Annotated in this window: 18 protein-coding genes; 2 read left to right on the top strand and 16 right to left on the bottom strand. The window is 73.8% G+C overall.

The features are described from left to right. Positions 1–6: 6 nt before the first annotated feature. The 13 genes from nuoL to J5X07_RS10540 all read right to left on the bottom strand — a co-directional run bounded on the left by nuoL (position 7) and on the right by J5X07_RS10540 (position 14,979). Positions 7–2,070, bottom strand: a complete 2,064-nt coding sequence (nuoL, locus tag J5X07_RS10600) for an NADH-quinone oxidoreductase subunit L (protein ID WP_243896749.1) — start codon at positions 2,068–2,070, stop codon at positions 7–9. A gap of 19 nt (positions 2,071–2,089) precedes the next feature. Further along, the gene (nuoK, locus tag J5X07_RS10595) at positions 2,090–2,395 is read right to left on the bottom strand and encodes an NADH-quinone oxidoreductase subunit NuoK (protein WP_124933534.1); all 306 of its coding nucleotides are present in this window, start codon (positions 2,393–2,395) and stop codon (positions 2,090–2,092) included. Then, positions 2,392–3,366, bottom strand: a complete 975-nt coding sequence (locus tag J5X07_RS10590) for an NADH-quinone oxidoreductase subunit J (RefSeq protein WP_208479782.1) — start codon at positions 3,364–3,366, stop codon at positions 2,392–2,394. Before J5X07_RS10590 ends, nuoK begins: the two co-directional genes overlap by 4 nt. Next, positions 3,363–4,040, bottom strand: a complete 678-nt coding sequence (gene nuoI / locus J5X07_RS10585) for an NADH-quinone oxidoreductase subunit NuoI (protein ID WP_124933536.1) — start codon at positions 4,038–4,040, stop codon at positions 3,363–3,365. The genes J5X07_RS10590 and nuoI overlap by 4 nt, the downstream gene beginning before the upstream one ends. Next, complete coding sequence (nuoH, locus tag J5X07_RS10580) at positions 4,033–5,475, bottom strand: NADH-quinone oxidoreductase subunit NuoH (protein ID WP_208479781.1); 1,443 nt, start codon at positions 5,473–5,475, stop codon at positions 4,033–4,035. The genes nuoI and nuoH overlap by 8 nt, the downstream gene beginning before the upstream one ends. Next, the gene (locus tag J5X07_RS10575) at positions 5,475–8,297 is read right to left on the bottom strand and encodes an NADH-quinone oxidoreductase subunit G (RefSeq protein WP_243896754.1); all 2,823 of its coding nucleotides are present in this window, start codon (positions 8,295–8,297) and stop codon (positions 5,475–5,477) included. The genes nuoH and J5X07_RS10575 overlap by 1 nt, the downstream gene beginning before the upstream one ends. A 95-nt stretch (positions 8,298–8,392) precedes the next feature. Then, positions 8,393–9,751 carry an NADH-quinone oxidoreductase subunit NuoF gene (gene nuoF, locus J5X07_RS10570; RefSeq protein ID WP_208479779.1) on the bottom strand — a complete coding sequence of 453 codons (1,359 nt, stop codon included), beginning with the start codon at positions 9,749–9,751 and terminating at the stop codon, positions 8,393–8,395. Next, entirely contained in the window at positions 9,748–10,500 is a 753-nt protein-coding gene (gene nuoE, locus J5X07_RS10565) for an NADH-quinone oxidoreductase subunit NuoE (RefSeq protein ID WP_124933540.1), read from the bottom strand. Before nuoE ends, nuoF begins: the two co-directional genes overlap by 4 nt. Next, positions 10,500–11,891, bottom strand: coding sequence for an NADH-quinone oxidoreductase subunit D (locus J5X07_RS10560; RefSeq protein ID WP_208479778.1), 1,392 nt, complete (start codon positions 11,889–11,891; stop codon positions 10,500–10,502). Before J5X07_RS10560 ends, nuoE begins: the two co-directional genes overlap by 1 nt. After that, the gene (locus J5X07_RS10555) at positions 11,891–12,646 is read right to left on the bottom strand and encodes an NADH-quinone oxidoreductase subunit C (RefSeq protein ID WP_124933542.1); all 756 of its coding nucleotides are present in this window, start codon (positions 12,644–12,646) and stop codon (positions 11,891–11,893) included. The genes J5X07_RS10560 and J5X07_RS10555 overlap by 1 nt, the downstream gene beginning before the upstream one ends. Beyond that, entirely contained in the window at positions 12,643–13,257 is a 615-nt protein-coding gene (locus J5X07_RS10550; RefSeq protein ID WP_424924129.1) for an NADH-quinone oxidoreductase subunit B, read from the bottom strand. Before J5X07_RS10550 ends, J5X07_RS10555 begins: the two co-directional genes overlap by 4 nt. Positions 13,258–13,294: 37 nt before the next feature. Continuing rightward, positions 13,295–13,654: an NADH-quinone oxidoreductase subunit A gene (gene ndhC, locus J5X07_RS10545; protein ID WP_124933543.1), complete on the bottom strand. Its 360-nt coding sequence runs from the start codon at positions 13,652–13,654 to the stop codon at positions 13,295–13,297. Then, positions 13,651–14,979, bottom strand: a complete 1,329-nt coding sequence (locus tag J5X07_RS10540; protein ID WP_124933544.1) for a geranylgeranyl reductase family protein — start codon at positions 14,977–14,979, stop codon at positions 13,651–13,653. Before J5X07_RS10540 ends, ndhC begins: the two co-directional genes overlap by 4 nt. An 869-nt stretch (positions 14,980–15,848) precedes the next feature. Here J5X07_RS10540 and J5X07_RS10535 point away from each other — a divergent pair. Next, entirely contained in the window at positions 15,849–16,583 is a 735-nt protein-coding gene (locus J5X07_RS10535) for a demethylmenaquinone methyltransferase (protein ID WP_208479777.1), read from the top strand. Positions 16,584–16,595: 12 nt separating this feature from the next. Further along, positions 16,596–18,029, top strand: a complete 1,434-nt coding sequence (locus J5X07_RS10530) for an isochorismate synthase (protein WP_208479776.1) — start codon at positions 16,596–16,598, stop codon at positions 18,027–18,029. A gap of 37 nt (positions 18,030–18,066) precedes the next feature. On the opposite strand, the gene J5X07_RS10525 is transcribed toward J5X07_RS10530, so the two are convergent. The 3 genes from J5X07_RS10525 to J5X07_RS10515 all read right to left on the bottom strand — a co-directional run bounded on the left by J5X07_RS10525 (position 18,067) and on the right by J5X07_RS10515 (position 23,146). Next, entirely contained in the window at positions 18,067–19,722 is a 1,656-nt protein-coding gene (locus J5X07_RS10525; RefSeq protein ID WP_243896748.1) for a S1C family serine protease, read from the bottom strand. 168 nt (positions 19,723–19,890) lie between these two features. Then, entirely contained in the window at positions 19,891–21,972 is a 2,082-nt protein-coding gene (gene menD, locus J5X07_RS13310; RefSeq protein ID WP_341769455.1) for a 2-succinyl-5-enolpyruvyl-6-hydroxy-3-cyclohexene-1-carboxylate synthase, read from the bottom strand. A 76-nt stretch (positions 21,973–22,048) separates the two neighbouring features. Next, positions 22,049–23,146 carry an o-succinylbenzoate synthase gene (locus tag J5X07_RS10515; RefSeq protein ID WP_208479774.1) on the bottom strand — a complete coding sequence of 366 codons (1,098 nt, stop codon included), beginning with the start codon at positions 23,144–23,146 and terminating at the stop codon, positions 22,049–22,051. Positions 23,147–23,391: the final 245 nt, after the last annotated feature.

Raw genomic sequence — 23,391 nt, 5'->3', positions numbered from 1 at the left:
GTCCTCTCAGAACCTGCTGGCCACAACGGCGATGAGCGCCAGGACGGTGCCCGCCAGCATGTAGCCGGCGTAGGAGCGCACGTAGCCCGACTCGGTGCGCCGCACGAGGCGCCCCGCGGCGGCGGTCCCGATGGCCACTCCCTCCACGGCGCCGTCGACGACGTGGCTCTCGGTGGCCCGGGTGAGGGCCACCAGGGCCTGCCCGGGGCGCATGGCCAGGGCCTCGTTGACGGCGTCCTGGTGCATGTCGCGCCGCGCGGCCTCCACCAGGGCGCCGGCGGGCGGGGGCGTGGTGGGCACGGGGCGGCGGGCGTAGAGCAGCCAGGCGGCGGCCGCGCCCACGACCACGAGGGCCAGGGTGGCGCCCATGATGACGGGCACGGGCAGCACCGGGACGTGGTGGGCGTGGTCGACGTGCCCGGTGACCGGCTCCAGCCAGGTGGCGAAGGCGTCCCCGGCGCTGAGCAGGCCGCCCAGGCCCAGGGAGAAGACCGACAGGATGATGAGCGGGGCGGTCATGAGGGGGCTGGACTCGTGGGGGTGGGCCTCGCCCTGGGGGTCGTCCTGCGTGGTCCAGCGCGCGGTGCCGTGGAAGATCATGAAGAACAGGCGGGACATGTAGAAGGAGGTCAGCCCCGCGCCCAGGAGCGCCACGGTCCCAAGGATCCAGGGCTGGGCCCCGTGCCCGATGAAGGCGGCCTCGATGATCTTGTCCTTGGACCAGAAGCCGGACAGGGGCGGGACGCCCAGGATGGCCAGCCAGCCGATGCCCATGGTGATCCAGGTGATCGTCATGGCGGTGCGCAGGGCGCCGAAGCGGCGCATGTCCACCTGGTCGCCCATGGCGTGCATGACGCTGCCGGCCCCCAGGAAGAGCTGGGCCTTGAAGAAGCCGTGGGTGAGCAGGTGGAAGATGGCGAAGGCGTAGCCGATGGGGCCCAGGCCCGCGCCGAGCATCATGTAGCCGATCTGGCTCATGGTGGAGGCGGCCAGGACCTTCTTCATGTCGTCCTTGGCGCATCCGATGACGGCCCCCAGCAGCAGGGTGATGGCCCCGATGACGGCCACGGCCAGCGCGGCGACGGGGGCGCCCTCGAGGATCGCGCCGGAGCGCACCATGAGGTAGACACCGGCGGTGACCATGGTGGCGGCGTGGATGAGGGCGGAGACCGGGGTGGGGCCGGCCATGGCGTCGCCCAGCCAGGCCTGGAGGGGGAACTGGGCGGACTTGCCGCAGGCGGCCACCAGCAGCGCCAGGCCGATGAAGGTCAGCCAGCCGGTGCTCACCCGGCCGGAGGCGGCCGCGGGCAGGACGGCGTCGAAGGCCACCGAGCCGGTCTGGGCGACCATGGCCATCATGGCGGCCAGCAGGCCCATGTCCCCCACGCGGTTCATGAGGAAGGCCTTCTTGGCGGCGGTGGCGTTCTCCAGGGACTTCTCGCGCTCGGCCCGGGGGGCGTCGGCCTCGGCGGTGTTCCAGAAGCCGATGAGCAGGTAGGAGGCCAGGCCCACGCCCTCCCAGCCGACGAAGAGCACGAGGTAGCTGTCGCCCAGGACCAGGGTGAGCATGGCGGCCACGAAGAGGTTGAGGTAGGCGAAGAAGCGGCGCCGGTCGCGGTCGTGGCTCATGTAGGCCACCGAGTACAGGTGGATGAGGAAGCCGACGAAGGTCACCAGCACCACGAAGGTCAGGGACAGCGGGTCCAGGCGCAGCCCGACGTCCACGGCGAGGCCCCCCGAGGAGAACCACCGCCACAGGTCCGCCTCCATGACGCGCTCACTGGCGGGCAGGGACAGGACCTGGGCGAGGATGCCCGCGCCCAGGCAGGCCGAGGCCAGGGAGGCGGCCAGGCCCAGCCAGTGCCCCCAGGCGTCGGTGCGGCGCCCGGCCAGCAGGAGGATCGCGGCCCCGGCGGCGGGCGCGGCGATGAGGAGCCAGGCCAGGGCGGCCGGCCCGCTGGCGGGGGCGGCGGCCCCGACGACGGAGCCGGGGCCCTCGGCGGCGGGCAGCGCCCCGGCGGCCAGGGCGGGAGCGCCTGCCGCGGTGCTCATGGCGGTCATGAGTGTCATGACGGTCACCTCGGCCCTCTCAGTTCTTGAGCAGGTTGACGTCGTCGACCGACGTGGACCTGCGGGTGCGGAAGATGGACACGACGATGCTCAGCCCCACCACGACCTCGGCGGCGGCGACCACCATGACGAAGAAGGCGAAGACCTGCCCGGTGAGGTTGCCGTGGATGCGGGAGAAGACCACCAGGACGAGGTTGACGGAGTTGAGCATGAGCTCGACCCCCATGAGCTCGATGATGGCGTTGCGGCGCAGCAGGACCGTGAGGGCCCCCAGGGTGAACAGGACCAGGGCCAGGATGATGTAGGCGGTCACGGGGAGCGTCATGCGTCCTCCTGGGTGCTCGTGGGCCCACTGGCGCTGGGGGCCTCCTGCTCGGGCTCGGCGCTGGGCCCGGGCCGGGCGGCCCGGGGCTGGTGCACGCGGGGCGCGGGGGCGCCGGGCATGGAGGGCATCCCCGAGAGCCCCGCGCCAGTGGGGGTGCGGGGCCCGGCCGCCTCGCCGCCGGGGGCCGGGGCCCGCTCCGGGGAGGCCTCGGCCAGGCCCAGCTCCTGGCCCCGGGCGCGCAGGACGCGGGGCACGGAGTCCTCCACGACCCTGCCCGCGGCATCCAGGGCCGGGGCGGCGGCGGAGTTGGTGGAGGCGTAGACGCCGGGCATGGGCTTCTGCCCCGGGTGGGCGCCGGTGGCGGCGTAGGCGCGCATCTTGTCCTGGGCAACCTCGCCCTGGGTGCGCTTGGCGCGGATGCGCTGGCGGTGGGTGAGGGCCAGGGCCCCCACCGCGGCGGTGACCAGCAGCAGGGCGGTCAGCTGCATGGTGACCACGTGCTGGCCGAAGAGCACCTCGGCGATGCGGGGGGGCACGGCCAGGGCCCCGCCGTCGAGCCCGGCGGCCGCCGGCAGGGGCGTGCGCACGACGACGGCCACCAGGACGGCGACCAGCCCCAGGCCCAGAGCGGCCAGGAGCGGCTTCTGGAGCGGGGAGGTGGTGCCGGCCACGGGCTCCTCGCCGCCCACGCCGACGAGCATGATGACGAACAGCACCAGGGTCATGACGGCGCCGGTGTAGACCACCACCTGGGTCACGCCCAGGAAGGGGGCCTCGGAGGCGATGTAGAGCACGGCCAGGCCGATCATGATGCCGATCATGTTGATGGCGGCGCTCACGGCCCGCTTGGCGGTGAGCACGCCCAGGCCGCAGGCCACGGTCACCACGGCGACGACGCCGAAGAGGATGGCCTCGCCGGTGGTCATGGCCCCCTGCTGGCTCAGGGCCGTGGGGAGGGCGAGCGGGTTCATCGCAGGGCCTCCTCGGAGGGGGAGGGAACGGGCCGGGCGGTGTCCAGGGTGGGGTCCTCGGGCCGGTGGGCGCGCACCCACTCGATCTGGTCGCGGGTGGGGCCGGTGATGGCCCCGCGGTAGTAGTCGCCGTCCTCGGTGCCGGCCACCATGGGGTGGGGCGCCTCCAGGCCGCCGGGGGGCACGGGGGCGAGCAGGTCGTCCTTCTCGTAGATGAGGCCGGTGCGGTTGGGGCCCACGAGCTCGTCGAAGTCGGTGGACATGGTCAGGGCCCGGGTGGGGCAGGCCTCGATGCACAGGCCGCAGAAGATGCAGCGCAGGTAGTTGATCTGGTAGACGCGCCCGTAGCGCTCCCCGGGGGAGTACTGGGCGCCGGGCTCGTTGGAGGCGGCCTCGACGTAGATGGCGTCGGCAGGGCAGGCCCAGGCGCACAGCTCGCAGCCGATGCACTTCTCCAGGCCGTCCTCGTAGCGGTTGAGCCGGTGCCGGCCGTGGTAGCGGGGCATGGGCCGGGCGGGCTCGAAGGGGTACTGCTCGGTGACCACGGGGCGGAACATCGAGGAGATGGTCACGCCGTAGCCCGCCACGGGCGCGAAGAGGCGCGCCAGGCCGGAGGGGGCGTCCCGCAGCCACTGCTCGTGCTCGGAGCCGGAGGGGGTGGGCTTGTCAGTCATCGTTGTCCTCCTGGGAGGGGTCCTCAAGGTCGAGGGCGAGCGCGGGCAGGGCGGCCGCATCATCGCTCGGTTGGGAGTCGGCGGCCTCCTGCGGCGCCTCCTGGGCCCGCCGGGCGCGGGGCGATGGCGGCAGGTGCTGGCCGGGCAGCGGGGGCACGGGGTAGCCGCCGGCGAAGGCCAGGTGCTCGGCCCCGGGGGCGGTGATCCGGGGGCCGTCCTCCTCCTCCCAGTCCTCGGCGTCCTGGGCCTGCGGGGCGTCGTCAGCCGCGCTGTCCGGCAGGAGGAAGAGGATGAGCATGGCCACCAGGAACAGGCCGGCGAGGATGAGCAGGAGGGACTCCACGGAGGCCCCGGAGAAGGAGCGGTAGGCCTGGACGACGGCGACCATGACGAACCACGCCAGGGACACGGGGATGAGCAGCTTCCAGCCCAGCCTCATGAACTGGTCGTAGCGGATGCGCACGAGGGTGCCGCGGGTCCAGACCATGAAGAACATGACCATCCACACCTTGGCGATGAACCACAGCATGGGCCACCACCCGCTGTTGGCGCCCTCCCAGAAGCTGGCCAGGATGACCGAGCGCCATCCGCCCAGGAACAGGGTGACGCACACGGCCGAGACGTTGAACATGTTGATGTACTCGGCCAGGAAGTACCAGGCGAACTTCATCGAGGAGTACTCCACCATGTGCCCGGCCACGAGCTCGCCCTCGGCCTCGGGCAGGTCGAAGGGCAGGCGGTTGACCTCCCCGACCATGGAGACCACGTAGATGAGGAAGGAGGGGATCATGGCCAGGGCCCACCACATCCGCTCCTGGGCGGCCACGATCCCGGAGGTGGACATGGTCCCCGAGGCCAGGAAGACGGTGAGGATGGACAGGCTCATGCTCAGCTCGTAGGAGATGACCTGGGCGGCGCTGCGCACGGCCCCCAGCAGCGGGTAGGTGGAGTGGGAGGACCAGCCGCCCAGGATGATGCCGTAGACGCCGAAGGCGGTGATGGCCAGGATGTAGAGCACCGCCACGGGGAAGTCGGTCAGCTGCAGGGGCGTGGAGCGGCCCAGGATCGAGACCTGGGGCCCGAAGGGGATGACCGCGTAGACCATGAAGGCGCTGAAGGCGGCCACGAGCGGGGCCAGGATGTAGACGAGCCTCTCAGCGCCCTTGAGCCAGAAGTCCTCCTTCATGATGAGCTTGCCGGCGTCGGCGATGGCCTGGAGCAGGCCCAGGGGGCCGTTGACATTGGGGCCCAGGCGGGTCTGCATGCGGGCCAGGCCGCGGCGCTCGACCCACAGGGCCATGATGACGCTGACGATGAGGAAGGCCACGATGAAGCCGGCCTTGATGAGGGTCAGCCACCAGGTCTCCTGGGAGAAGTCGGCGACGACGCCGCCAAGGTCCGGTGCGGCCTGCATGGGGGCCGTGGTGGTGGTCATCAGTGCGCCTCCCCGGTGGTCTCAGGAGTGGTGGCTGCGGCGGCGGGCGCCGCCGGGGCGGTGGCGCCCCCCGGCGGGGAGCCGGCGCTGAGGCGCACCGGCGATCCGTGCCCGGCCTCCAGGGTCTGGCGCACGGTGGATCCGGCCGAGCACTCGGGCAGCCACACCGTGCCCCCGACCACGCCCCCGATGGCGGCGGGCAGGGTGATCCGGCCCCGGGAGGAGGCGATGGTCACCGGGTCCCCGGGGCGCAGGCCCAGGCCGGCGGCCAGGTCGGTGGAGATCCTGGCCACGGGCTGCAGGGCGGTGGCGGCCAGGAAGGGCTCGCCGTCCTGGAGCCGACCGGCGTCGAGCATGGGCTTGTGGGTGGCCAGGTGGGCGGCCAGGCCCTCCGGGGCCGGGGCGGCGCTGGCGGTGGTGCCCCCCGGGCCGGCGGGCGGCTGGGGCGCGGCGCTGTCCTGCGCGGGGGCGTCCTGGGCGCCGTCCTCGTTGCCGCCGAGGTCGTGGGCGGGGCCCGCGGGGGCCACGCGCGGGCGCTGCCCGGTCCACAGGCCCAGGGAGGCGAGCTCGGCGTGGAGGGCCTCCAGGTCGGCCACGCCCAGGTCGGCACCCATCTCGGCGGCGAGCATGCCCAGGACCTGGCGGTCGGTGCGGGCCCGCGAGACGTGGGCCTGGCCGAAGGGCCGCACGCGGCCCTCCCAGTTGACGAAGGTCCCGTTCTTCTCCACGGCGGGGGCCACGGGCAGGACGACGTCGGCGAAGTCGCTGACCTCGGAGCGGCGCACCTCCAGCTGGATGACGGTGCCGGCCCCGGCCAGGGCTCTGCGGGCCAGGGCGGGGTCGGGCAGGTCGCGCAGATCCACCCCGCCGATGACCAGGCCGGTGAGCTCCCCCTGGGCCAGGGCGGTGAGGATGGCGGTGGTGTCGCGGCCCGGGGCGGCGGGCAGCCCGGCGCCCTCGGCCAGCCCCCAGGCCCGCTCGACCTGCTGGCGGGCGGCGGCCTCGGCCACGGGCCGGCCCCCGGGCAGCAGGCCGGGCAGCAGGCCGGCCTCGATGCCCCCGCGCTCCCCGGCGCGGCGCGGCACCCAGGCCAGGCGGGCGCCCAGGGCGGTGGCCAGGGCGTCGACGACGCTGAGCAGTCCGGGCACGGCCGCGGCGCGCTCGCCCACGAGGATGGTGGCGCCGGGGGCGCGCAGGGCCTCGACGAGCTCGGGGTGGGTGCGGGGCAGCAGGGCGAGGGCGCGCGCCTCCTGGCCGGGGGCGGCCAGGACCGCCTGGGCCGAGAGCTTGCGGCTGCCGTTGGTCAGGGCGGGGGCGAGGGTGGCCACGCAGACGCCGCCGGCGAGCACCCCCTTGCGCAGGCGCAGGAACAGGGAGCCGCACTCGTCCTCGGGCTCCAGGGCCACCAGGAGCACCTGGCCGGCGCTCTCCAGGGAGCGGTAGGTGACCTCCCCCAGGCCGGTGCCGGCCACGCGGGCGGCCAGGAAGGAGTCCTCCTCGCTGCTGTGGTCGCGCACGCGCTGGTCGATGTCGTGGGTGCCCAGCACGGCGCGGGCGAAGCGGGACCAGGCCCAGGCGTCCTCCAGGGTCAGGCGGCCCCCCGGCAGCAGGCCCACCCCCGAGCCCTGCCGGGCGGAGGCCAGGGCGCGGGCGGCGGTGTCCAGGGCGTCGGACCAGCTGGTGCTCACCAGCTCGCCGGTCTCCTCGTCGCGCACCAGCGGCACGGTGAGGCGGTCGGGCAGGCTGGACCAGGGGAAGGCGAAGCGGTCCTTGTCGGTGATCCACTCCTCGTTGACCTCGGGGTCGTTGCCCGCCAGGCGGCGCAGGACCGTGCCGCGGCGCATGTCCACGCGGATGGCCGAGCCCGAGGCGTCGTGCTCGGTGACCGAGTCGGTGGAGACCAGGTCCATGGGCCGGGCGCGGAAGCGGTAGCGGGCGCTGGTCAGCGCCCCCACCGGGCAGATCTGGATGATGTTGCCCGAGAAGTAGGAGGCGAAGGGGCGCCCGGAGGCGTCCATGTCCACCAGGCCCGGCCCGGTTCCCGGCCCGCCGGCCAGGCCCCCGGCCACGCCCGGGTCGCCTCCGGGACCGGCGAGGTCGTCGGCGGCGCTGAGGCCGTGGCCCCCGCGGATGGTGGAGGCCGGCCCGGCGTCGGGCTCGTGGAAGTCCAGGACCTGGGGGTCGAAGCGGCCGATCTGCTCGGAGTACAGGCCCCCGGAGTGCTCGGGGCGGCCGTCCATGTCGGTGGAGGGGTGGCCCCCGCCGCGCCCCTGGAGGGCGATGAAGGGGTCGCCGGGGATCTCCCGGGCGAAGCGCACGCAGCGCTGGCACAGGATGCAGCGGTCCCGGTCGAGCAGGACGTTGCTGGTCAGGCGCAGCGGCTTGGGGAAGGTGCGCTTGACGTCGGTGAAGCGGGTGGCGCTGCGGGCCCCGGAGGCCATGAGCTCCAGGGCCTGGTTCTGCAGGGGGCACTCCCCGCCCTTGTCGCACACCGGGCAGTCCAGGGGGTGGTTGATGAGGAGGAACTCCATGGTCCCGGCCTGGGCCTTGGCGGCGACCTCGCTGGTGGCCTGGGTGGAGACCTCCATGCCCTCCATGGCGGTCATGGCGCAGGAGGGCTGGGGCTTGGGCATGGGGCGCACGACGCCGTCGCGCCCGGGCATGGCCACCTCCACCAGGCACTGGCGGCAGTTGGCCGAGGGCGCCAGGAGCGGGTGGTCGCAGAAGCGGGGGATGCGCACCCCCACCTGCTCGGCGGCCCGGATGAGCAGGGTGCCCTTCTCCACGCTCACCGGCATGCCGTCGATGGTCATGGTGACCATCTCGGCGGCCGCTGGGACGGCGGGCACGGACTCCTTCCCCTCGGGCCTCTGGGAGCCGGTGGTCTTGATCGCGGTCGTGTCGGTCATGACTGGCCTCACCGTGCCCTTTCGAAGATGGAGGAGGCCGCATAGGGGAAGAGCTCGTCGGCCGGGGTGGTGCAGCCCGCCTCGAACTCGGCGCGGAACCTCTGGATGCCGGTCAGGACCGGGGTGGCGGCGGCGTCGCCCAGGGCGCAGAAGGAGCGGCCCGCGATGTTGCCGGCGATGTCCTCCAGCTTCTCCACGTCCCCGGGCAGTCCCCGGCCGGCCTCCAGGCGCAGCATGATCTGGCGCATCCAGTAGGTGCCCTCGCGGCAGGGGGTGCACTTGCCGCAGGACTCGTGCTGGTAGAACTCGGTCCAGCGGGCCACGACGCGCACCGCCGAGACGGTCTCGTCGAAGACCTGGAGGGCGCGGGTGCCCAGCATGGAGCCGGCGCCGGCCACGGACTCGTAGTCCAGGGGGACGTCGAGCTCCTCGGGGCCGAAGATGGGGGTGGAGGAGCCCCCGGGCACCCAGAACTTCAGCTCGTGGCCGGGGCGGATGCCCCCGGAGAGCTCGATGAGCTCGCGCATGGTGATGCCGAAGGGGGCCTCGTACTGGCCGGGGTGGGCCACGTGGCCCGAGACCGAGAAGATGCCGTGGCCCTTGGACTTCTCGGTGCCCATGGCGGCGTACCACTGGGCGCCGCGGGCCAGGATGGCGGGCACCGAGGCGATGGTCTCCACGTTGTTGACCACGGTGGGCCGGGCGTAGAGGCCGGCGACCGCCGGGAAGGGCGGCTTGAGGCGGGGGTGGCCGCGGCGCCCCTCCAGGGAGTCCAGCAGCGCGGTCTCCTCGCCGCAGATGTAGGCGCCCGCCCCGGCGTGCGCGGTGATGCGCAGGGGCTGGGAGCCGTCCAGGCCGAAGCCGGTGGCCAGCAGGCCGGCCTCGGCGGCCTCGCGCACGGCGCCCAGGAGCCGGCGGTAGACGTGGGCGACCTCCCCGCGCAGGTAGACGAAGGCGTGGTCGCAGCCGATAGCCCGCGAGGTGATGGCGATGCCCTCGATGAGGGCGTGGGGGTTGGCCAGGATGGTGGGGATGTCCTTGCAGGTGCCCGGCTCGGACTCATCGGCGTTGACCACCAGGTAGCGGGGGCCGCCGTCGGGCGGGGGCAGGAAGGACCACTTCAGGCCGGTGGGGAAGCCCGCTCCCCCGCGCCCGCGCAGGCCCGAGTCCTTGACGATGCCCACCAGCTCCTCGGGGCTGAGCCCGAGTGCGCGGGCCAGGCCCCGGTAGCCGCCGTGGGCGCGGTAGGCCTCCAGGCTCCAGGAGCGCTCGGCGTCCCAGATGTCGGTCAGGACGGGGGTGAGGGTGCCGGGGGCGGTGAAGGCGGGGCCCTGGGGCTCCTGCGGCTCGGTGCTCGTCTCGCTCACTTGCCCTCCTCCTCGGGCGCGGTCCAGTCCTTCTCGCGGGCGATGCGCAGGCCCCGCAGGGAGGGCCCGGCGGCACCGGGGCCCTCGTCGCCGTGCCCGTCCTCGAAGCCGGCCAGGAGGCGCTCGTTGTCCTTGAAGGTCGGCAGCACCTCGGGGCCCCGGGTGGGGGCCACGGCCTCGCCGCGCTCCAGGGCGCTGACCAGGGCGACGGCGGTCTCGGGGGTCTGGTTGTCGAAGAACTCCCAGTTGACCATGACCACGGGGGCGAAGTCGCAGGCCGCGTTGCACTCCACGCGCTCCAGGCTGATGGTCCCGTCCTCACTGGTCTCATCGGAGCCCAGGCCGGTGTGCTCGGCCACGGCCTGCCAGATCTCGTCCCCGCCCATGACCGCGCACAGGGCGTTGGTGCACACCCCCACGTGGTAGGTGCCCGAGGGGTGGCGGCGGAACTGGCTGTAGAAGGTGGCCACCGCCGAGACCTCCGAGCGGCTCAGCGAGAGCCGCTGGGCGCACAGCGCGATGCCCGCGGGCGAGACGTAGCCGTCCACGGACTGGATGAGGTGGAGCATGGGGATGAGCGCGCTGCGCTCCTGGCCCGCGGGGTAGCGGGCGATGATCCGCTCGATGTCGGCCTCCAGGCGGCCGGCGGTCTCGGGGCTGTAGCCCAGCTCCAGGGCCGGGGCGGGCCCGGCCGGTGCCTGGTCGTGGGTGGCCACGGCACTGTCGGCGGCGCTGTCTGTGGTGCTCATCAGCGGTCCACACCTCCCAGGACGGGGTCGACGGAGGCCAGGGCGGGAACGAGGTCGGCGATCATGCCGCCCTCGCCCATCATGGCCACGGACTGCAGGTTGGAGAAGGAGGGGTCGCGGAAGTGGACCCGGTAGGGGCGGGTGCCGCCGTCGGAGACGGCGTGGACGCCCAGGACGCCCTTGGCGTGCTCGACGGTCTGGTAGACCTGCCCGGCGGGGACCCGGAACCCCTGGGTGACCAGCTTGAAGTGGTGGATGAGGGACTCCATGGAGCTGCCCATGATCTCGCGCACGTGCTCCAGGGACTGGCCCTGGCCATCGGTGGCGATGGCCATGCGGGCGGGCCAGGCGATGGTGGGGTCGGCCACCATGGTGGTGTTGGAGGGGTCCTCCCCGCGCGCGGAGATCTCATCGAGGCGCTCCAGGCACTGGGAGATGATGACCAGGGACTCGTAGCACTCGTCCAGGCGGATGCGCAGGCGGTTGAAGCAGTCGGAGCGGTCGTAGACCGGGACCTCGAAGTCGTAGGTCTCGTAGCCGCAGTAGGGGCTGGTGCGTCGCAGGTCCAGGGGGTAGCCGGCGGCGCGCAGGCAGGGGCCGGTCAGGCCCAGGGCCAGGCCCCCGGCCAGGCTGATCTCCCCCACCCCGATGAAACGGGCCTTGAGGATGGGGTTGGCCATGAGCAGCAGCTCGAGCTCGTGGATGTCGTTCTTGATGTCGGGCATGACCGAGCGCACGAAGCCGGTGAAGCCCTCGGGCAGGTCCTGGGCCAGGCCGCCGGGGCGGATGAAGGCGTGGTTCATGCGCAGCCCGGAGACCATCTCGAAGGCCCTGAGGATGTTCTCCCGGGCCCGGAAGGCGATGGTCATGAGCGTGGTGCCGCCCATCTCGTTGCCGCCGGTGCCCACGGCCACCACGTGGGAGGCGATGCGGTTGAGCTCCATGAGCAGCACGCGGGTGACGGTGGCCTTCTCGGGGATGTCGTCGGTGATGCCCAGGAGCTTCTCGACGGCCAGGGCGTAGGCGACCTCCTGGAAGAAGGGGGCGACGTAGTCCATACGGGTCACGAAGGTCTCGCCCTGGGTCCAGGTGCGGTACTCCATGTTCTTCTCGATGCCCGTGTGAAGGTAGCCGGTGCCCACGCGCACCTCGGTGACGGTCTCGCCGTCGACCTCCAGGACCAGGCGCAGCACGCCGTGGGTGGAGGGGTGGACCGGGCCCATGTTGACCACGATGCGGTCGTTGCGCAGGCGGTCGGCCTCGTCGCGCTCGGCGATGCGGGCGGCGATCTCGTCCCAGTCCCCGCCGTTGGCGGTGAACTGCTCGGCGCCCTGGGCCAGGTTGTCGGTGGCGGGCCCGGTGGCGTGGAAGGCAGAGGTGGGGGTGCTCATCAGCTGTAGGACCTCCGGGTGTCGGCGGGCGGGGTGGTGGCCCCCTTGTACTCCACGGGGATGCCTCCCAGGGGGTAGTCCTTGCGCTGGGGGTGGCCCACCCAGTCGTCGGGCATGGCGGTGCGGGTCAGGGAGGGGTGGCCGTCGAAGACGATGCCCATGAGGTCCCAGGCCTCGCGCTCGTGCCAGTCGTTGCCGGGGTAGACCGCGACGATGGAGGGGATGTGGGGGTCGGACTCGGGGCAGGCGACCTCCAGGCGCAGCTGGCGCCCGCCGTGGGTCAGGCTCATCAGCTGGATGCAGGCGTGCAGCTCGCGGCCCGCCAGGCCGGGGTAGTGGACCCCGCTGACGCCCAGGCACAGCTCGAAGCGCAGGTCCTGGTCGTCGCGCAGGTGCCGGGCGGCCTCCAGGAGGTGCTCGCGGGCGATGAACAGGGTGAGCTCGCCGCGCTCGATGACGACCTTCTCGATGGCGGCGGCCGGGTCCACCCCGGCCCCGGCGAGGTCCTCGATGAGGTGGTCGACGACGTCGTCGAACCAGCCGCCGTAGGGGCGGGCGGCGGCGGGGGCCAGGGTGATGGTCTCGGCGTGCAGGCCGTAGCCGGTGGTGTCGGAGTCGGGGGCGCCGAACTGGCCGGAGCGGGTGGCGATGACCTCCAGGGCCAGCTCGGGGCGCACGGGGGTGCCCGCGATCTCGGGGACGGCGGGCTGCTCGGGGAGGGCGGGGGCCTCCGGGGAGGGGGTGGTCTCGCTCATGCCAGCAGGCCCTTCATCTCGTGGGTGGGGGTGGCGGACAGGGCGGCTGCCTCGACGGCGCGGGCGATCTCCTCGCGGTGCTTGAACAGGGGCTTGCGCTCGATCTGGCGGGTGAGCTCGAGCATGGCGTTGAGCAGCATCTCGGGGCGGGGCGGGCATCCGGGCAGGTAGATGTCCACCGGCACGATGTGGTCGCAGCCCTGGACGACGGCGTAGTTGTTGAAGATGCCGCCGGAGGAGGCGCAGGCCCCCATGGAGATGACCCACTTGGGCTCGGGCATGGAGTCGTAGACATTGCGCACGATGGGGGCCATCTTGTGGGAGACCCGGCCCGAGACGATCATGACGTCGGCGTGGCGGGGGGAGGCGCGGAAGACCTCCCAGCCGAAGCGCGCCATGTCGAAGCGGGGGGTGCCGGCGGCCATCATCTCGATGGCGCAGCAGGCCAGGCCCATGGTCACCGGCCACAGGGAGCGCGCCTGGGCCAGCCCTGCCAGCCGCTCGACGGTGGTGAGCAGGAATCCGGGCGAGTCCACCCCGGCGGCCGCCTGGGCGGCGGGGTCGTCGCGCTTGGAGGGGATGGACGCCATGAAGGCGTTGTGCTCTTTCATGCTCATATCTGTGCCTGCCTTTCCTGCGCTCGTGGCCTCAGTCCCAGTCCAGCCCGCCGCGGCGCCACTCCAGGATGTAGGGCACGGTGATGAGGGCGATGAAGACCAGGGCGGCGCTCAGGCCGAAGAATCCCAGGCGGCTGAAGGCCGTGGCCCAGGGGTAGAGGAAGACGACCTCGACGTCGAAGATGATGAAGGTCATGCCCACCAGGTAGAAGGAGACGGGGAAGCGCCCGTGCTCGGTGTTGGCGGGGGTGGGGTCGATGCCGCACTCGTAGTTGGCGACCTTGACGCGGTTGTGGCGCGCGGGGCTGATGATGGCGCTCATGGCCAGGCCGCCGACGGCCACCAGGAGGGCCACGGCCGCCATGATGAGCAGGGGGGCGTAGGGGTTCATGCTGCGGGCACCATCCTTGTCAGGAGCTGGATGAGGTGGTCGATGGAGTCGCCGCCGCGCCGCTCCCAGCCGTCGGACAGGAGCTTGGAGACGATGCGCATGAGGTGCTTGCGGGGCAGCCCGTGGCGGGTGCACAGGCGCATGACCTCGGGGTGCTCGATGAGGGAGACGAAGACGCGGCCCAGGGTGTAGTAGCCGCCCATCTCGGCGGCCAGGGCCCGGGGGTACTGGGCCAGGGCCTGCTCGCGCCCCGAGGCGGTGGAGCGGGCGGCGGCCTGCGCGGCGGCCTCGGCGGCCAGGCGCCCGGACATGAGCGCCTGGGCGATGCCCTCGCCGTTGAAGGGCGAGACCATGCCCCCGGCGTCGCCCAGGAGCATGAGCCCGTCGGCGTAGTGGGGCTTGCGGTTGAAGGCCATGGGCAGGGCGGCGCTGGCCAGGCGGCCCACCTGGTTGTCGGGGGTCAGGCCCCAGGACTGGGGGACGTTGCGCATCCAGGCGGCGAAGACGCTCTTGTAGTCGATCCGGGTGGTGGCGGCGCGCGAGGAGACCGAGCCGAGCCCGACGTTGACCAGCCCCTCCCCCACGGACCAGATCCAGCCGTAGCCGGGCAGGAGTGTCGAGGCGCCGGCGGGGCCGTCCCACAGCTCGAGGTGGGACTCCATCCAGGCGTCGTCGGCGCGCGGTGAGCGGAAGTAGGCGCGCACGGCCACGCCCAGGGGGCGGCGCTCGTTCTTGGTGCGGCCCACGGCGGTGGCCAGGCGGGCGGAGACTCCCCCGGCGTCGATGACCAGGGGGGCGGTCAGGGTGGTGGGGGCCTCGATACCGGGGTAGGCCAGGCGGGGGGTGGGCTTGGCCTCGACGCCGGTGATGCGCCCGGTGCGGCTGGTGCGCGGGGCGGTGACGGTGACGCCGGTCAGGAGGCGGGCGCCTGCAGCGGCGGCGTGCTCGGCCAGGTCGCGGTCCAGCAGGGCGCGGGGGCGGGCCATGCCGTAGGAGGGCAGGGAGGCCTGCTCGGGCCAGGGGAAGTGGAGGCGGTGCCCGCCGCCGATGACGCGCAGGCCGGAGTTGCGCTGCCAGCCGGTGGTGTCCACGCCCAGGCGCACGAGCTCGCGCACGGCGGAGGGGGTCAGGCCGTCGCCGCAGACCTTGTCCCGGCCCAGCTCGTTCTTCTCCAGCAGCAGGACGTCGAGGCCGGCGGTGGCCAGGTGGCGGGCGGCGGAGCAGCCGGCCGGTCCGGCGCCGACGACGATGACGTCGGCACTGGCGCCCGGGCTGCCCGTGCTCGGGCCGGCGGCGGATGCGGGCTGGGTTGCCTGAGTGGTCACTGAGTTCCCCTCTTTCCCTGCTCGGCACGACGACGCCAGCCCCGCGATCTGCGGGCGCCGTCCCAGACACTACCCAGGACGGGGCCACCCCTGGCGCGCCGCGGATGCTGAGGGTGGCGACCAGGGGTTTTCAGCGCTATCGCGTCAATGGGGCGCTGCTGCGGCGGCAGGGACGGGTCGGCGGGCCTTCTCGAATTACGTCGCACAAGGATGACGAATATATGAGGCGGGTCATGGGACGTGGGTCCCAGGGCGCGTCTCGTGCGCATCTCGGTCGGGGCGGAGTCGGGCGACGACGGGCGGGGAGCTGGGGCGCAGGCGTGGCGGCAGGGGCACTGCGGCAGGGGTTCGAATGGTGCGACGCGGAGTCTGGTGCAGCCCTGAGAGCTGGCCGAGGGCTGCGCTGGGAAGGGGCGGAGCGGGCAGGTGTGGGACGCGGAGAAGTGCTGCCCGGGCGCCGGTCTGGGGCTTAGGTCCGCCTGGGCCTGGCTCACTGGGGCCCGGGGTCGGAACGGGGCGCCCTCGGCGCCCCCGGCAGGACCGTCATCCAGGATGCGACTCGGGGGTGCGGCAGTCCGCCCCAGCCGCACCTCCTCAAGCGCTGCACATCTTCAGGCAGTGACCCGCCTACCGGCACCGGCTTTTCCGCACGATTCCAGCAGGCCCCGATCCTGGGCCAGGCTGAAGATGTGCAGCAGGGCCGCCGCTGCACATCTTCAGCCCCCTCCAGCCCGCCGAAGACTGGCAGAACCTTGGAATCATGCGGATCAACCACTCGGTCGGTTCTTGAAGATGTGCAACACCGACGACACCCCCGGGCACCCCGCCCCGCCTCATGCCGGCCCCGGCGCTTCTGCGATGATGTGGCGATGAGCCCTTCCGCCCGCCGAGCCACGCTCGCCAAGGACCCGCGCGAGGTCGCCGGGATGTTCGACGCCGTCGCCCGCCGCTACGACCTGAGCAACGACGTCATGAGCCTGTTCCAGGTCCACATGTGGCGCGCCGTCACCCGCGCTGCCCTCGCCCCAGCCCCCGGGATGCGGATCCTCGACCTGGCCGCCGGCACCGGCACCTCCGCCGCCGAGTACGCGGCCCAGGGCGCCGACGTCGTCGCCTGCGACTTCTCCACCGGCATGGTCGCCGAGGGCCGGCGCCGCCACCCCCGCATCAGCTTCGTCGCCGGGGACGCCACCGCCCTGCCCTTCGCCGATGAGTCCTTCGACGCCGTCACCATCTCCTACGGCCTGCGCAATGTGCAGGACACGATGGCGGCCCTGCGCGAGATGCACCGGGTGACCCGGCCCGGGGGCCGCATCGTCATCGCCGAGTTCTCCACCCCCGCCTCGCGCGCCTTCCGCGCCGTCTACCGCTACTACCTGGGCACCGCCCTGCCCGCCGCCGCCCGCCTCATCTCCTCCAACACCGCCGCCTACGACTACCTGGGCGAGTCCATCCTGGCCTGGCCCGACCAGCAGGCACTCGCCTCCCTCATGCAGCAGGCCGGCTGGCGGGGAGTGGCCTACAAGAACCTCTCCGGCGGGATCGTCGCCATCCACCGCGCCACCAGGCCCCGGCACGATCCCGGCGCCGCCGCCCCCCTCTGAGCCGCCCCGCCCATGCCACGCGACCACCGCCCACGGGCGCGCCCTCGCACGGGCCCCACCCCGGGCCATCCCCACAGCCCCGATGGCCCCACCCTCGATGCCGGAGCCTGCCGGCAGCAGCCGCCCCGCCTGTCCTTCCTCACCCGGGCCCTGCCCTCCTCCACCACCGAGGGCCTCGACCTCCTGGCGCTCCTGGCCGGCCGCCAAGACGTCTCCTCCTGGGTCCACCAGGGGCGCGGGCTCATCGGGCTGGGGCGAGCCCTGACCATCACCGCGCGCGGCCCCGAGCGCATCGAGGCCCTGCGCGGCGCCTGGCGCGCCGTGGTCCACACCTCCTGGTGGCGCGACCCGCTCGTGCGCCCGGGCACCGGCCCCGTCGCCCTGGGCTCGATCGCCTTCTCCCCCGCCTCCGCGCAGGCCTCCGTCCTCCTGGTCCCACGCATCCTCGTGGGCCTGGATGCCGACGGCGCCTGGATCACCACGGCGGTGGCGGAGGGCCAGGACCATCCGGGGATCGAGCGCCTCCTGGCCGCCCCGCACCCGAGCGCCCGGACCCCTCCGGCCCCCACCGCCGTCGCGACGCCCGCCATGCCCGCGCCCGCTCCCGGCGCCCCCCGCCAGGGGACCCTGAGCCCACAGGAGTGGCAGGCCGCCGTGGTCACCGCTCAGGAGCGCATGCGCCGGGGCGAGGCCCACAAGGTCGTCCTGGCCCGTGATGTCCTCATCGATCCTCCCCCCGCCATGACCACCGGGGACCTGCTGGCCCGCCTGGGCCGGGCCTATCCCACCTGCTGGACCTTCGCCGTCGACGGCATGGTGGGCGCCAGCCCCGAGATGCTGGTGCGCCTGGAGGGCCGGCGCCTGTTCAGCCGGGTCCTGGCCGGCACCGCCCGAATCCCCCGCGGCCTGGAGCCCCAGCAGCGGGCCCGGACCGTCGCCGGGCTCGCCGCGTGGCTGCGGGACTCGGGGAAGAACACCCGCGAGCACGCCCTGGCGCGCAACTCGGTCCTTCAGGCCCTGGAGCCGCTGTGCTCGGTGGTGGAGGCCCAGGAGCCCCATGTGCTGGAGCTGCCCAATGTCCTGCACCTGGCCAGTGACGTGCGCGGCGTCGTCGCCGGGGACACCGGGGCCCTGTCCCTCGTGGGCGCCCTGCACCCCACGGCCGCCGTGGGCGGGACCCCGACCGCCGCGGCCACCAGCATCATCGAGTCCGTCGAGGGCATGGACCGGGGCCGATACGCGGGCCCCGTGGGCTGGGTGGACTGGCACGGGGAGGGCCAGTGGTGCATCGCCCTGCGCAGCGCCCAGCTCGGCGCGCGGCCGGGCGATCCCCTCCGGGCCTTCGGGGGCTGCGGCATCATGCCGGACTCCGACCCGGCCGACGAGCTGGCCGAGACCGAGGCCAAGATGCGCCCCGTCCTGGAGGCCCTGGCCGCCCTGGCCTGATCGGCGCGCGGGTCCGCAGGAGCGGGCCTCAGCGGGCTCAGGAGTCGGGGCGCTCCACCAGCGTCGCCTCCACGTCCAGCTTCTCCTTGTCCCGGATGACGGAGAGCTTGACGGTCTCCCCCGCGGAGTACTGGCGCACGAAACCGGTGAGGGCATCGGCCTGGGCCGTGGGCTTGCCATCGATGGCGACGATGACGTCGTTCTCCTTCAGGCCCGCCTTGTCCGCCGGCGCCCCGGACTCCACCTTGGTGATCTTGGCGCCGCTGCGCACCTCGTCGCCGACCTCGCCCACGCCATTGTCCAGGCCCACACCGAGGTAGGCGTGGGTGGCCGAGCCGGACTCGATGAGCTGCTTGGCGACCTTGTCGGCGAGGTTGACGGGGATGGCGAAGCCGATGCCGATGCTGCCGGGATTGTCCTCACTGGCGGTGATGATCGAGCTGGTCACCCCCACGACGTGCCCCCGCTCATCGAACAGGGGGCCGCCGGAGTTGCCCGGGTTGACGGCCGCATCGATCTGGATGGCATTGGTGTAGACCGTCCCATCGCCCCCGGTGGACTGGCCCTTGCCCGTGACCACGGGACGGTTGAGGGCCGAGACGATCCCGGTGGTGGCGGTGGAGGACAGGCCCAGCGGGTTGCCGATGGCCATGACGTCCTGCCCGGTGACCATCTCATCGGAGTCGCCCAGCTGGACGACGGTGAGGTCCTTGGGCGCGCCCACCAGCTCGATGACGGCCAGGTCGGTGGCCGGGTCGGTGCCGGTGATCTCGGCGTCGTAGATGCGGCCGTCGGCCAGGGTCACGGCGACCCTGCTGGCGCCGCCGACCACGTGGTCGTTGGTGAGGATGTGCCCGGCCTTGTCATAGATGAAGCCGGAGCCCTCCCCCCGCTGCCCGTCCTTCTCGATGGCGATGGCCACCACCGCGTTGGACACCGCGGCGGTCACGCCCTCCCAGTCGGGGGTCTGCCCCTGGCTGGTGACCGTCTGGGTGGTGTCCCCGGTGGCGATGGCGGTGGGGGCGGAGGAGGCGACCACGGCCGAGTCCTGGCCCGCGTCGGTGGCCTTGACGACGGCGACCGCGCCGGCCGAGCCCAGGAGGGCGGCGACGACCGTGGCGCCCACGAGGGCCCCCCATCCGGGGCCGCGACGCTCCTGGTGCGCCTGGTAGCCGGCCCCGGCCGGGGCATAGGCCTGCTGGTGGGCCTGCTCATGGGCCTGCTGGGGCTGGGCGGTGGGCGACGGGGAGGCCCCCGGATAGGCGGGGCCCGCCGTGCCGGGGGCGCCCGCCGCGCCGGCGCCATAGGGTCCGGAGGTGGCCGAGGCGTAGGGGTTGGTGGCGGCGCTCAGGCCCTGGGGGCGCGAGGAGGCGCGCGAGAAGTCGTAGCCTGCGGGGGTGGCCGGCACCCCCGTGTAGGGCGAGCCGGTGGGGCTGTGCCCACCGGGGGTGGGAGAGGGGGGCGCGGGCCTGCCCGGTGGCGGGATCGACGGCGGGGTGTAGCCGGAGTGGGATCCCTGGGACACCCCGTAGGAGGATTCCTGCGCCTGGGCACCGCGGGAATCGTCAGGAGACTGCTGGGGCTGGGCGGCCGGGGCCTCGCGCTGCGCATCAGGGCCGGACTCCGCCGCCGGGCCGGGGCTCTCCGGCCGGCCGTCATAGCCGTTGTCAGTGCTGTCGTCGTGCGTGCTCAATGTCATCCTCCCAAGGCCCCTGGCCCCTGCGTCAATCGACCGCCAGAAAACACTCGCGCCCTGGAGCGTTCCCGACCCCCGTCTGAGTCTTCACTGTGGATTCTGTAACTGTTGTATCTCGTCGGCAAGGGGGCGGCCTGCCCATGCCCATCGCCGCTCTTCAGGGATTCACTCATAGGCGGCGCCTTCCCGCGTCTCCCACACGATGACGCTCAGCCCGCGCACGGGCCGCGCCAGCAGATCGCGCAGGCGGGGCAGGTCGGCGGGCCGGTGGACGCGCGCCCCCAGCGCGGCGGCCAGGGCGGGGATGTCGGCGGCCTGGGGTGTGGTGAACAGGCGCGTGAAGCGCTGGGCAGGGGGCAGCGCGGCGTACTCCAGGGTGGAGAAGATCGCGCCGCCGCCATCATCGATGACCAGGACCTGGAGATCGGGCTCCTCCTCCATGGCGCCACGGCCCAGGGACATGGCGTCGTGCAGGAAGGTCAGGTCCCCCACGACGGCGCGCACGGGCCGCTTCGCACCGAGGGCCACCCCGACGGCGGTGGCCAGGGTGCCGTCAATGCCCGCCAGGCCCCGGTTGGCCAGGGCTGCCGGGGGGCGCGGCGCCCCGGCGGCGGTGGGCGGGGCGGCCGTGGGGCCGGCGGCCGCCCCGGCGGGGGCGGCGATCCGGTCCAGCCGGCGCAGGGTCATGGAGGAGCCCAGGAACAGCAGCGGCCCGCCCGGGACCAGGGCGGCCTCCCAGACGGCCCCCGCGGCGGCGTCGGCCCTGGCCGACGCGCCACGGCCGTCAGCCCCGTGGGCACAGCCGGCCGAGCCATCCGCGCTGCCGAGATCATCCTGGCGGGTCAGGTCGGCCTCCCGGGCCGACCCCTCCGGGCAGGCCCTCCCCTCCCGACCGTGCAGACCGCCCTGAGGAGCTCCCCTCTCCTGGCGGGCCAGGAACTGGGTCGCCTCCTTCCAGGCCGCCAGCCACTGCCGGGCCGGGCTCAGCCCGAGCGCGGCGATGATGCCGCCGACTTGCCGCTCCCCGGCCCGCGGGTCCAGGGGCAGGACTGTGGTGGCCGTGCCCGCCGTGTCGCTCCAACGGGCCCGATCGGCCAGCACATGCAGGCGGGCCCCGGGGCCCAGCAGGCCTGACAGCAAGGCGCTGACCCCGCGCGAGAGACTGGGATGGCCGGCCACGACGATGTCGGTCACCTGCGCGGCCAGCTCGCGCCCGGCGGGCGAGGCCAGCAGCTCGGCGTAGTGGGTCAGGGCATGGCCCCCGGCGCGGGCGTGGGAGGTCGGCTCGGCCAGGAGCGGCCAGTCCAGCTGCTCGGCCAGGGCGCGGGCCGCCTGCCCCACGCCCGGCAGCGCGGTGTCCCCCGCGACCACCACGCCCCGGCACTCCCGCGGGGCCCGCTCCCCTGCGAACCGGCACTCGGGCGCCATCCAGGATTCCTGCGGCACCAGGCGCCCGCCAGTGACCGGCGCCACCCGCTCGGGCCCGCCCACACTGCCGGCGCCGACAGCCTCTCCCCCGCCCTCCGGCGCGACGGCGCCGCCGGCACCAGCGCCGGCGCGCCCCGGGACGCCGCCGGCCGCAGGTGCGGCACCAGCGCCGTCGGCTGCCTCGGCACTCCCGGCAGCATCCTGAGGCGCCAGCGGCGGGCGGAGGCGGATATTGATCTGCGCCGGCCCCGGATCGCGGCTGAGCGCCCCGGTGGCGGCGGCCACGCAGCGCCGCACCTGCCCGGCGATGGCCGCGCGGGCAGCGCCCGGCCCCAGGTCGCGCGACAGGTCGGCGGGAAGGTCGACGACCAGCCTGCTGGCGTCCCCGAACAGGCGCGTCTGCTCAGTGGTCTGGCTGGCGCCGGTCCCCACCAGCTCGTGGGGCCGGTCGGCGGTGAGCAGCAGCAGGGGGATGCCCGCGGCATCGGCCTCGCACACCGCGGGATGGAGGTTGGCCGCGGCCGTGCCCGAGGTGGTGACCACGGCGGCGGGCCGCAGCCGGCCGGTCAGTGCGTGGGCCCGGGCCAGGCCCAGGGCGATGAAGGCGGCGCTGCGCTCGTCGAGGACCACCCGCAGGCTCAGGGCACCCTCCTCCTGCGCCTGCGCCAGGGCGTAGGCCAGGGGGGCGCTGCGCGAGCCGGGGCACAGCACGACCTCGCGCACCCCCTGCTCCACCAGCGCTCCCACCAGACTGGATGCCGCCGCCGTGGAGGGATTCGGTGGCTCGGCCTCATCAGGCCCGCGTCGATGGGCGGTCACCGGCCAAGAATACGAGACCGGCCCGCATTCCGGGACAAAGGCGGCAACGGGCCTTTCCCCGGCCCGCCCGCAGCGCTCACAGCGGCAGCCCGGCGATCGCCGCAGAGGGATCGCGGGCCTCCCGCTCGCGCCGCGCGCGCAGGGCCCCCAGCAGATGGGCCATGCGCACCTGCCAGCGGGCGGTCAGGTCGTCGTCGGCCACCACCGCATCCAGCAGGCGGGAGGAGACGCGGGCCTCGCGGACGGGCATCTCGCCCTGCCTGGGCACGGCGCTGGGCACGGCGACGTCGCGGCGCAGGAGGCGGACCGTGCCCAGTCCGCAGGCATGCCCCAGGACCGGCAGGGTGGCGGCCAGCGTCACGCCTGCGGCGATCCCCACCGAGGTGTCCAGGGCCGAGGAGACCACGGCGGGCAGCCCCAGGCGCTCGATGAGGTCCAGGGCGCGGTGCACCCCGCCCAGGGGCGCGACCTTGAGGACCGCCACGTCGGCAGCCCCGGAGCGCACCACCTCCATGGGATCGCGCGACAGGCGGATGGACTCATCGGCGGCGATGGGCACATCGACCCTGCGGCGCAGGGCGGCCAGGTCCTCCACGCTCGCGCAGGGCTGCTCGGCGTACTCCAAGCCCCCGGCGGCCCGGTCCAGCCGGGGCAGGATCCGCGTGGCCGCCTCCAGCTCCCAGCCGCCATTGGCGTCGATGCGGATCCGGCCCGAGCGCCCCAGGGCGTCGCGCACGGCCTCCAGGCGCTCGATGTCCCGGGCCACATCGGCGGCGGAGTCGCCGCCGGAGACCTTGACCTTGGCCGTGCCCGCCCCGGAGGTGGCCACGAGCTTGCCCGCCTGGGAGCCGGAGAGCTCGGGAACGGTGACGTTGACGGGGACGGCATCACGGTAGCGGGGCGGGGCGACCGCCCCCCTGGCCTGGGCCAGTCCCGAGGCCAGCCACGGCGCACCGGCCTCGGAGCCGTAGTTCCAGAAGGGGGCGACCTCGCCCCAGCCCCCGGGGCCGTGCAGCAGGACGCCATCGCGTCGGGCCAGGCCGCGGAAGCGGGTGGTCAGCGCGATGTCCCAGACGACAGCGCGGTCGACGCCCTCCAGCAGACCAGTAGGGTCCTGGGCGCGCAGCACGGCGAGGTCGAGCTCACCGCCTCGGGATGCGGGTTCAGGAGTCACCGCGTCAGGATACGGAAGGGTCACGAGCGGTGAGGACGTTTGGGGCACGGCGGGGCGGGAGGGCCGGCGGCCCCGCACCCGCGCCGGTTGACCGGGGCGCCCGATCCGTGCGCCTAGGTGTACTTCCCTGGGAGGTTGTGAACGGGTTGGGTAGGTGAAGGCCTCCTGGGCAGGATGTGGGTTGTCACGCTCACGTCCGGTCCGAGGAGGTCTTCATGACTCACGCTAACGCACCTTTGACGCCC

Origin of the sequence: Actinomyces bowdenii (assembly GCF_017592395.1) — a bacterium.
In the GTDB taxonomy this organism is placed as follows: Bacteria; Actinomycetota; Actinomycetes; order Actinomycetales; family Actinomycetaceae; genus Actinomyces; species Actinomyces bowdenii.
This window is presented reverse-complemented; position numbering and strand designations above follow the sequence as displayed.

Bases quoted from the DNA above. Each gene is read 5' to 3' on its own strand.
- nuoK (WP_124933534.1), bottom strand. From the start codon at position 2,395: ATGACGCTCCCCGTGACCGCCTACATCATCCTGGCCCTGGTCCTGTTC.
- nuoE (WP_124933540.1), bottom strand. From the start codon at position 10,500: ATGAGCACCACAGACAGCGCCGCCGACAGTGCCGTGGCCACCCACGAC.
- J5X07_RS10590 (WP_208479782.1), bottom strand. From the start codon at position 3,366: ATGAACCCGCTCGCCCTCCCCACGGCCCTGAGCCAGCAGGGGGCCATG.
- J5X07_RS10530 (WP_208479776.1), top strand. From the start codon at position 16,596: ATGCCACGCGACCACCGCCCACGGGCGCGCCCTCGCACGGGCCCCACC.
- J5X07_RS10560 (WP_208479778.1), bottom strand. From the start codon at position 11,891: ATGAGCACCCCCACCTCTGCCTTCCACGCCACCGGGCCCGCCACCGAC.
- J5X07_RS10535 (WP_208479777.1), top strand. From the start codon at position 15,849: ATGAGCCCTTCCGCCCGCCGAGCCACGCTCGCCAAGGACCCGCGCGAG.
- J5X07_RS10575 (WP_243896754.1), bottom strand. From the start codon at position 8,297: ATGGTCACCATGACCATCGACGGCATGCCGGTGAGCGTGGAGAAGGGC.
- J5X07_RS10550 (WP_424924129.1), bottom strand. From the start codon at position 13,257: ATGAAAGAGCACAACGCCTTCATGGCGTCCATCCCCTCCAAGCGCGAC.
- nuoI (WP_124933536.1), bottom strand. From the start codon at position 4,040: ATGACTGACAAGCCCACCCCCTCCGGCTCCGAGCACGAGCAGTGGCTG.
- nuoL (WP_243896749.1), bottom strand. From the start codon at position 2,070: ATGACACTCATGACCGCCATGAGCACCGCGGCAGGCGCTCCCGCCCTG.
- J5X07_RS10555 (WP_124933542.1), bottom strand. From the start codon at position 12,646: ATGAGCGAGACCACCCCCTCCCCGGAGGCCCCCGCCCTCCCCGAGCAG.
- ndhC (WP_124933543.1), bottom strand. From the start codon at position 13,654: ATGAACCCCTACGCCCCCCTGCTCATCATGGCGGCCGTGGCCCTCCTG.
- nuoH (WP_208479781.1), bottom strand. From the start codon at position 5,475: ATGACCACCACCACGGCCCCCATGCAGGCCGCACCGGACCTTGGCGGC.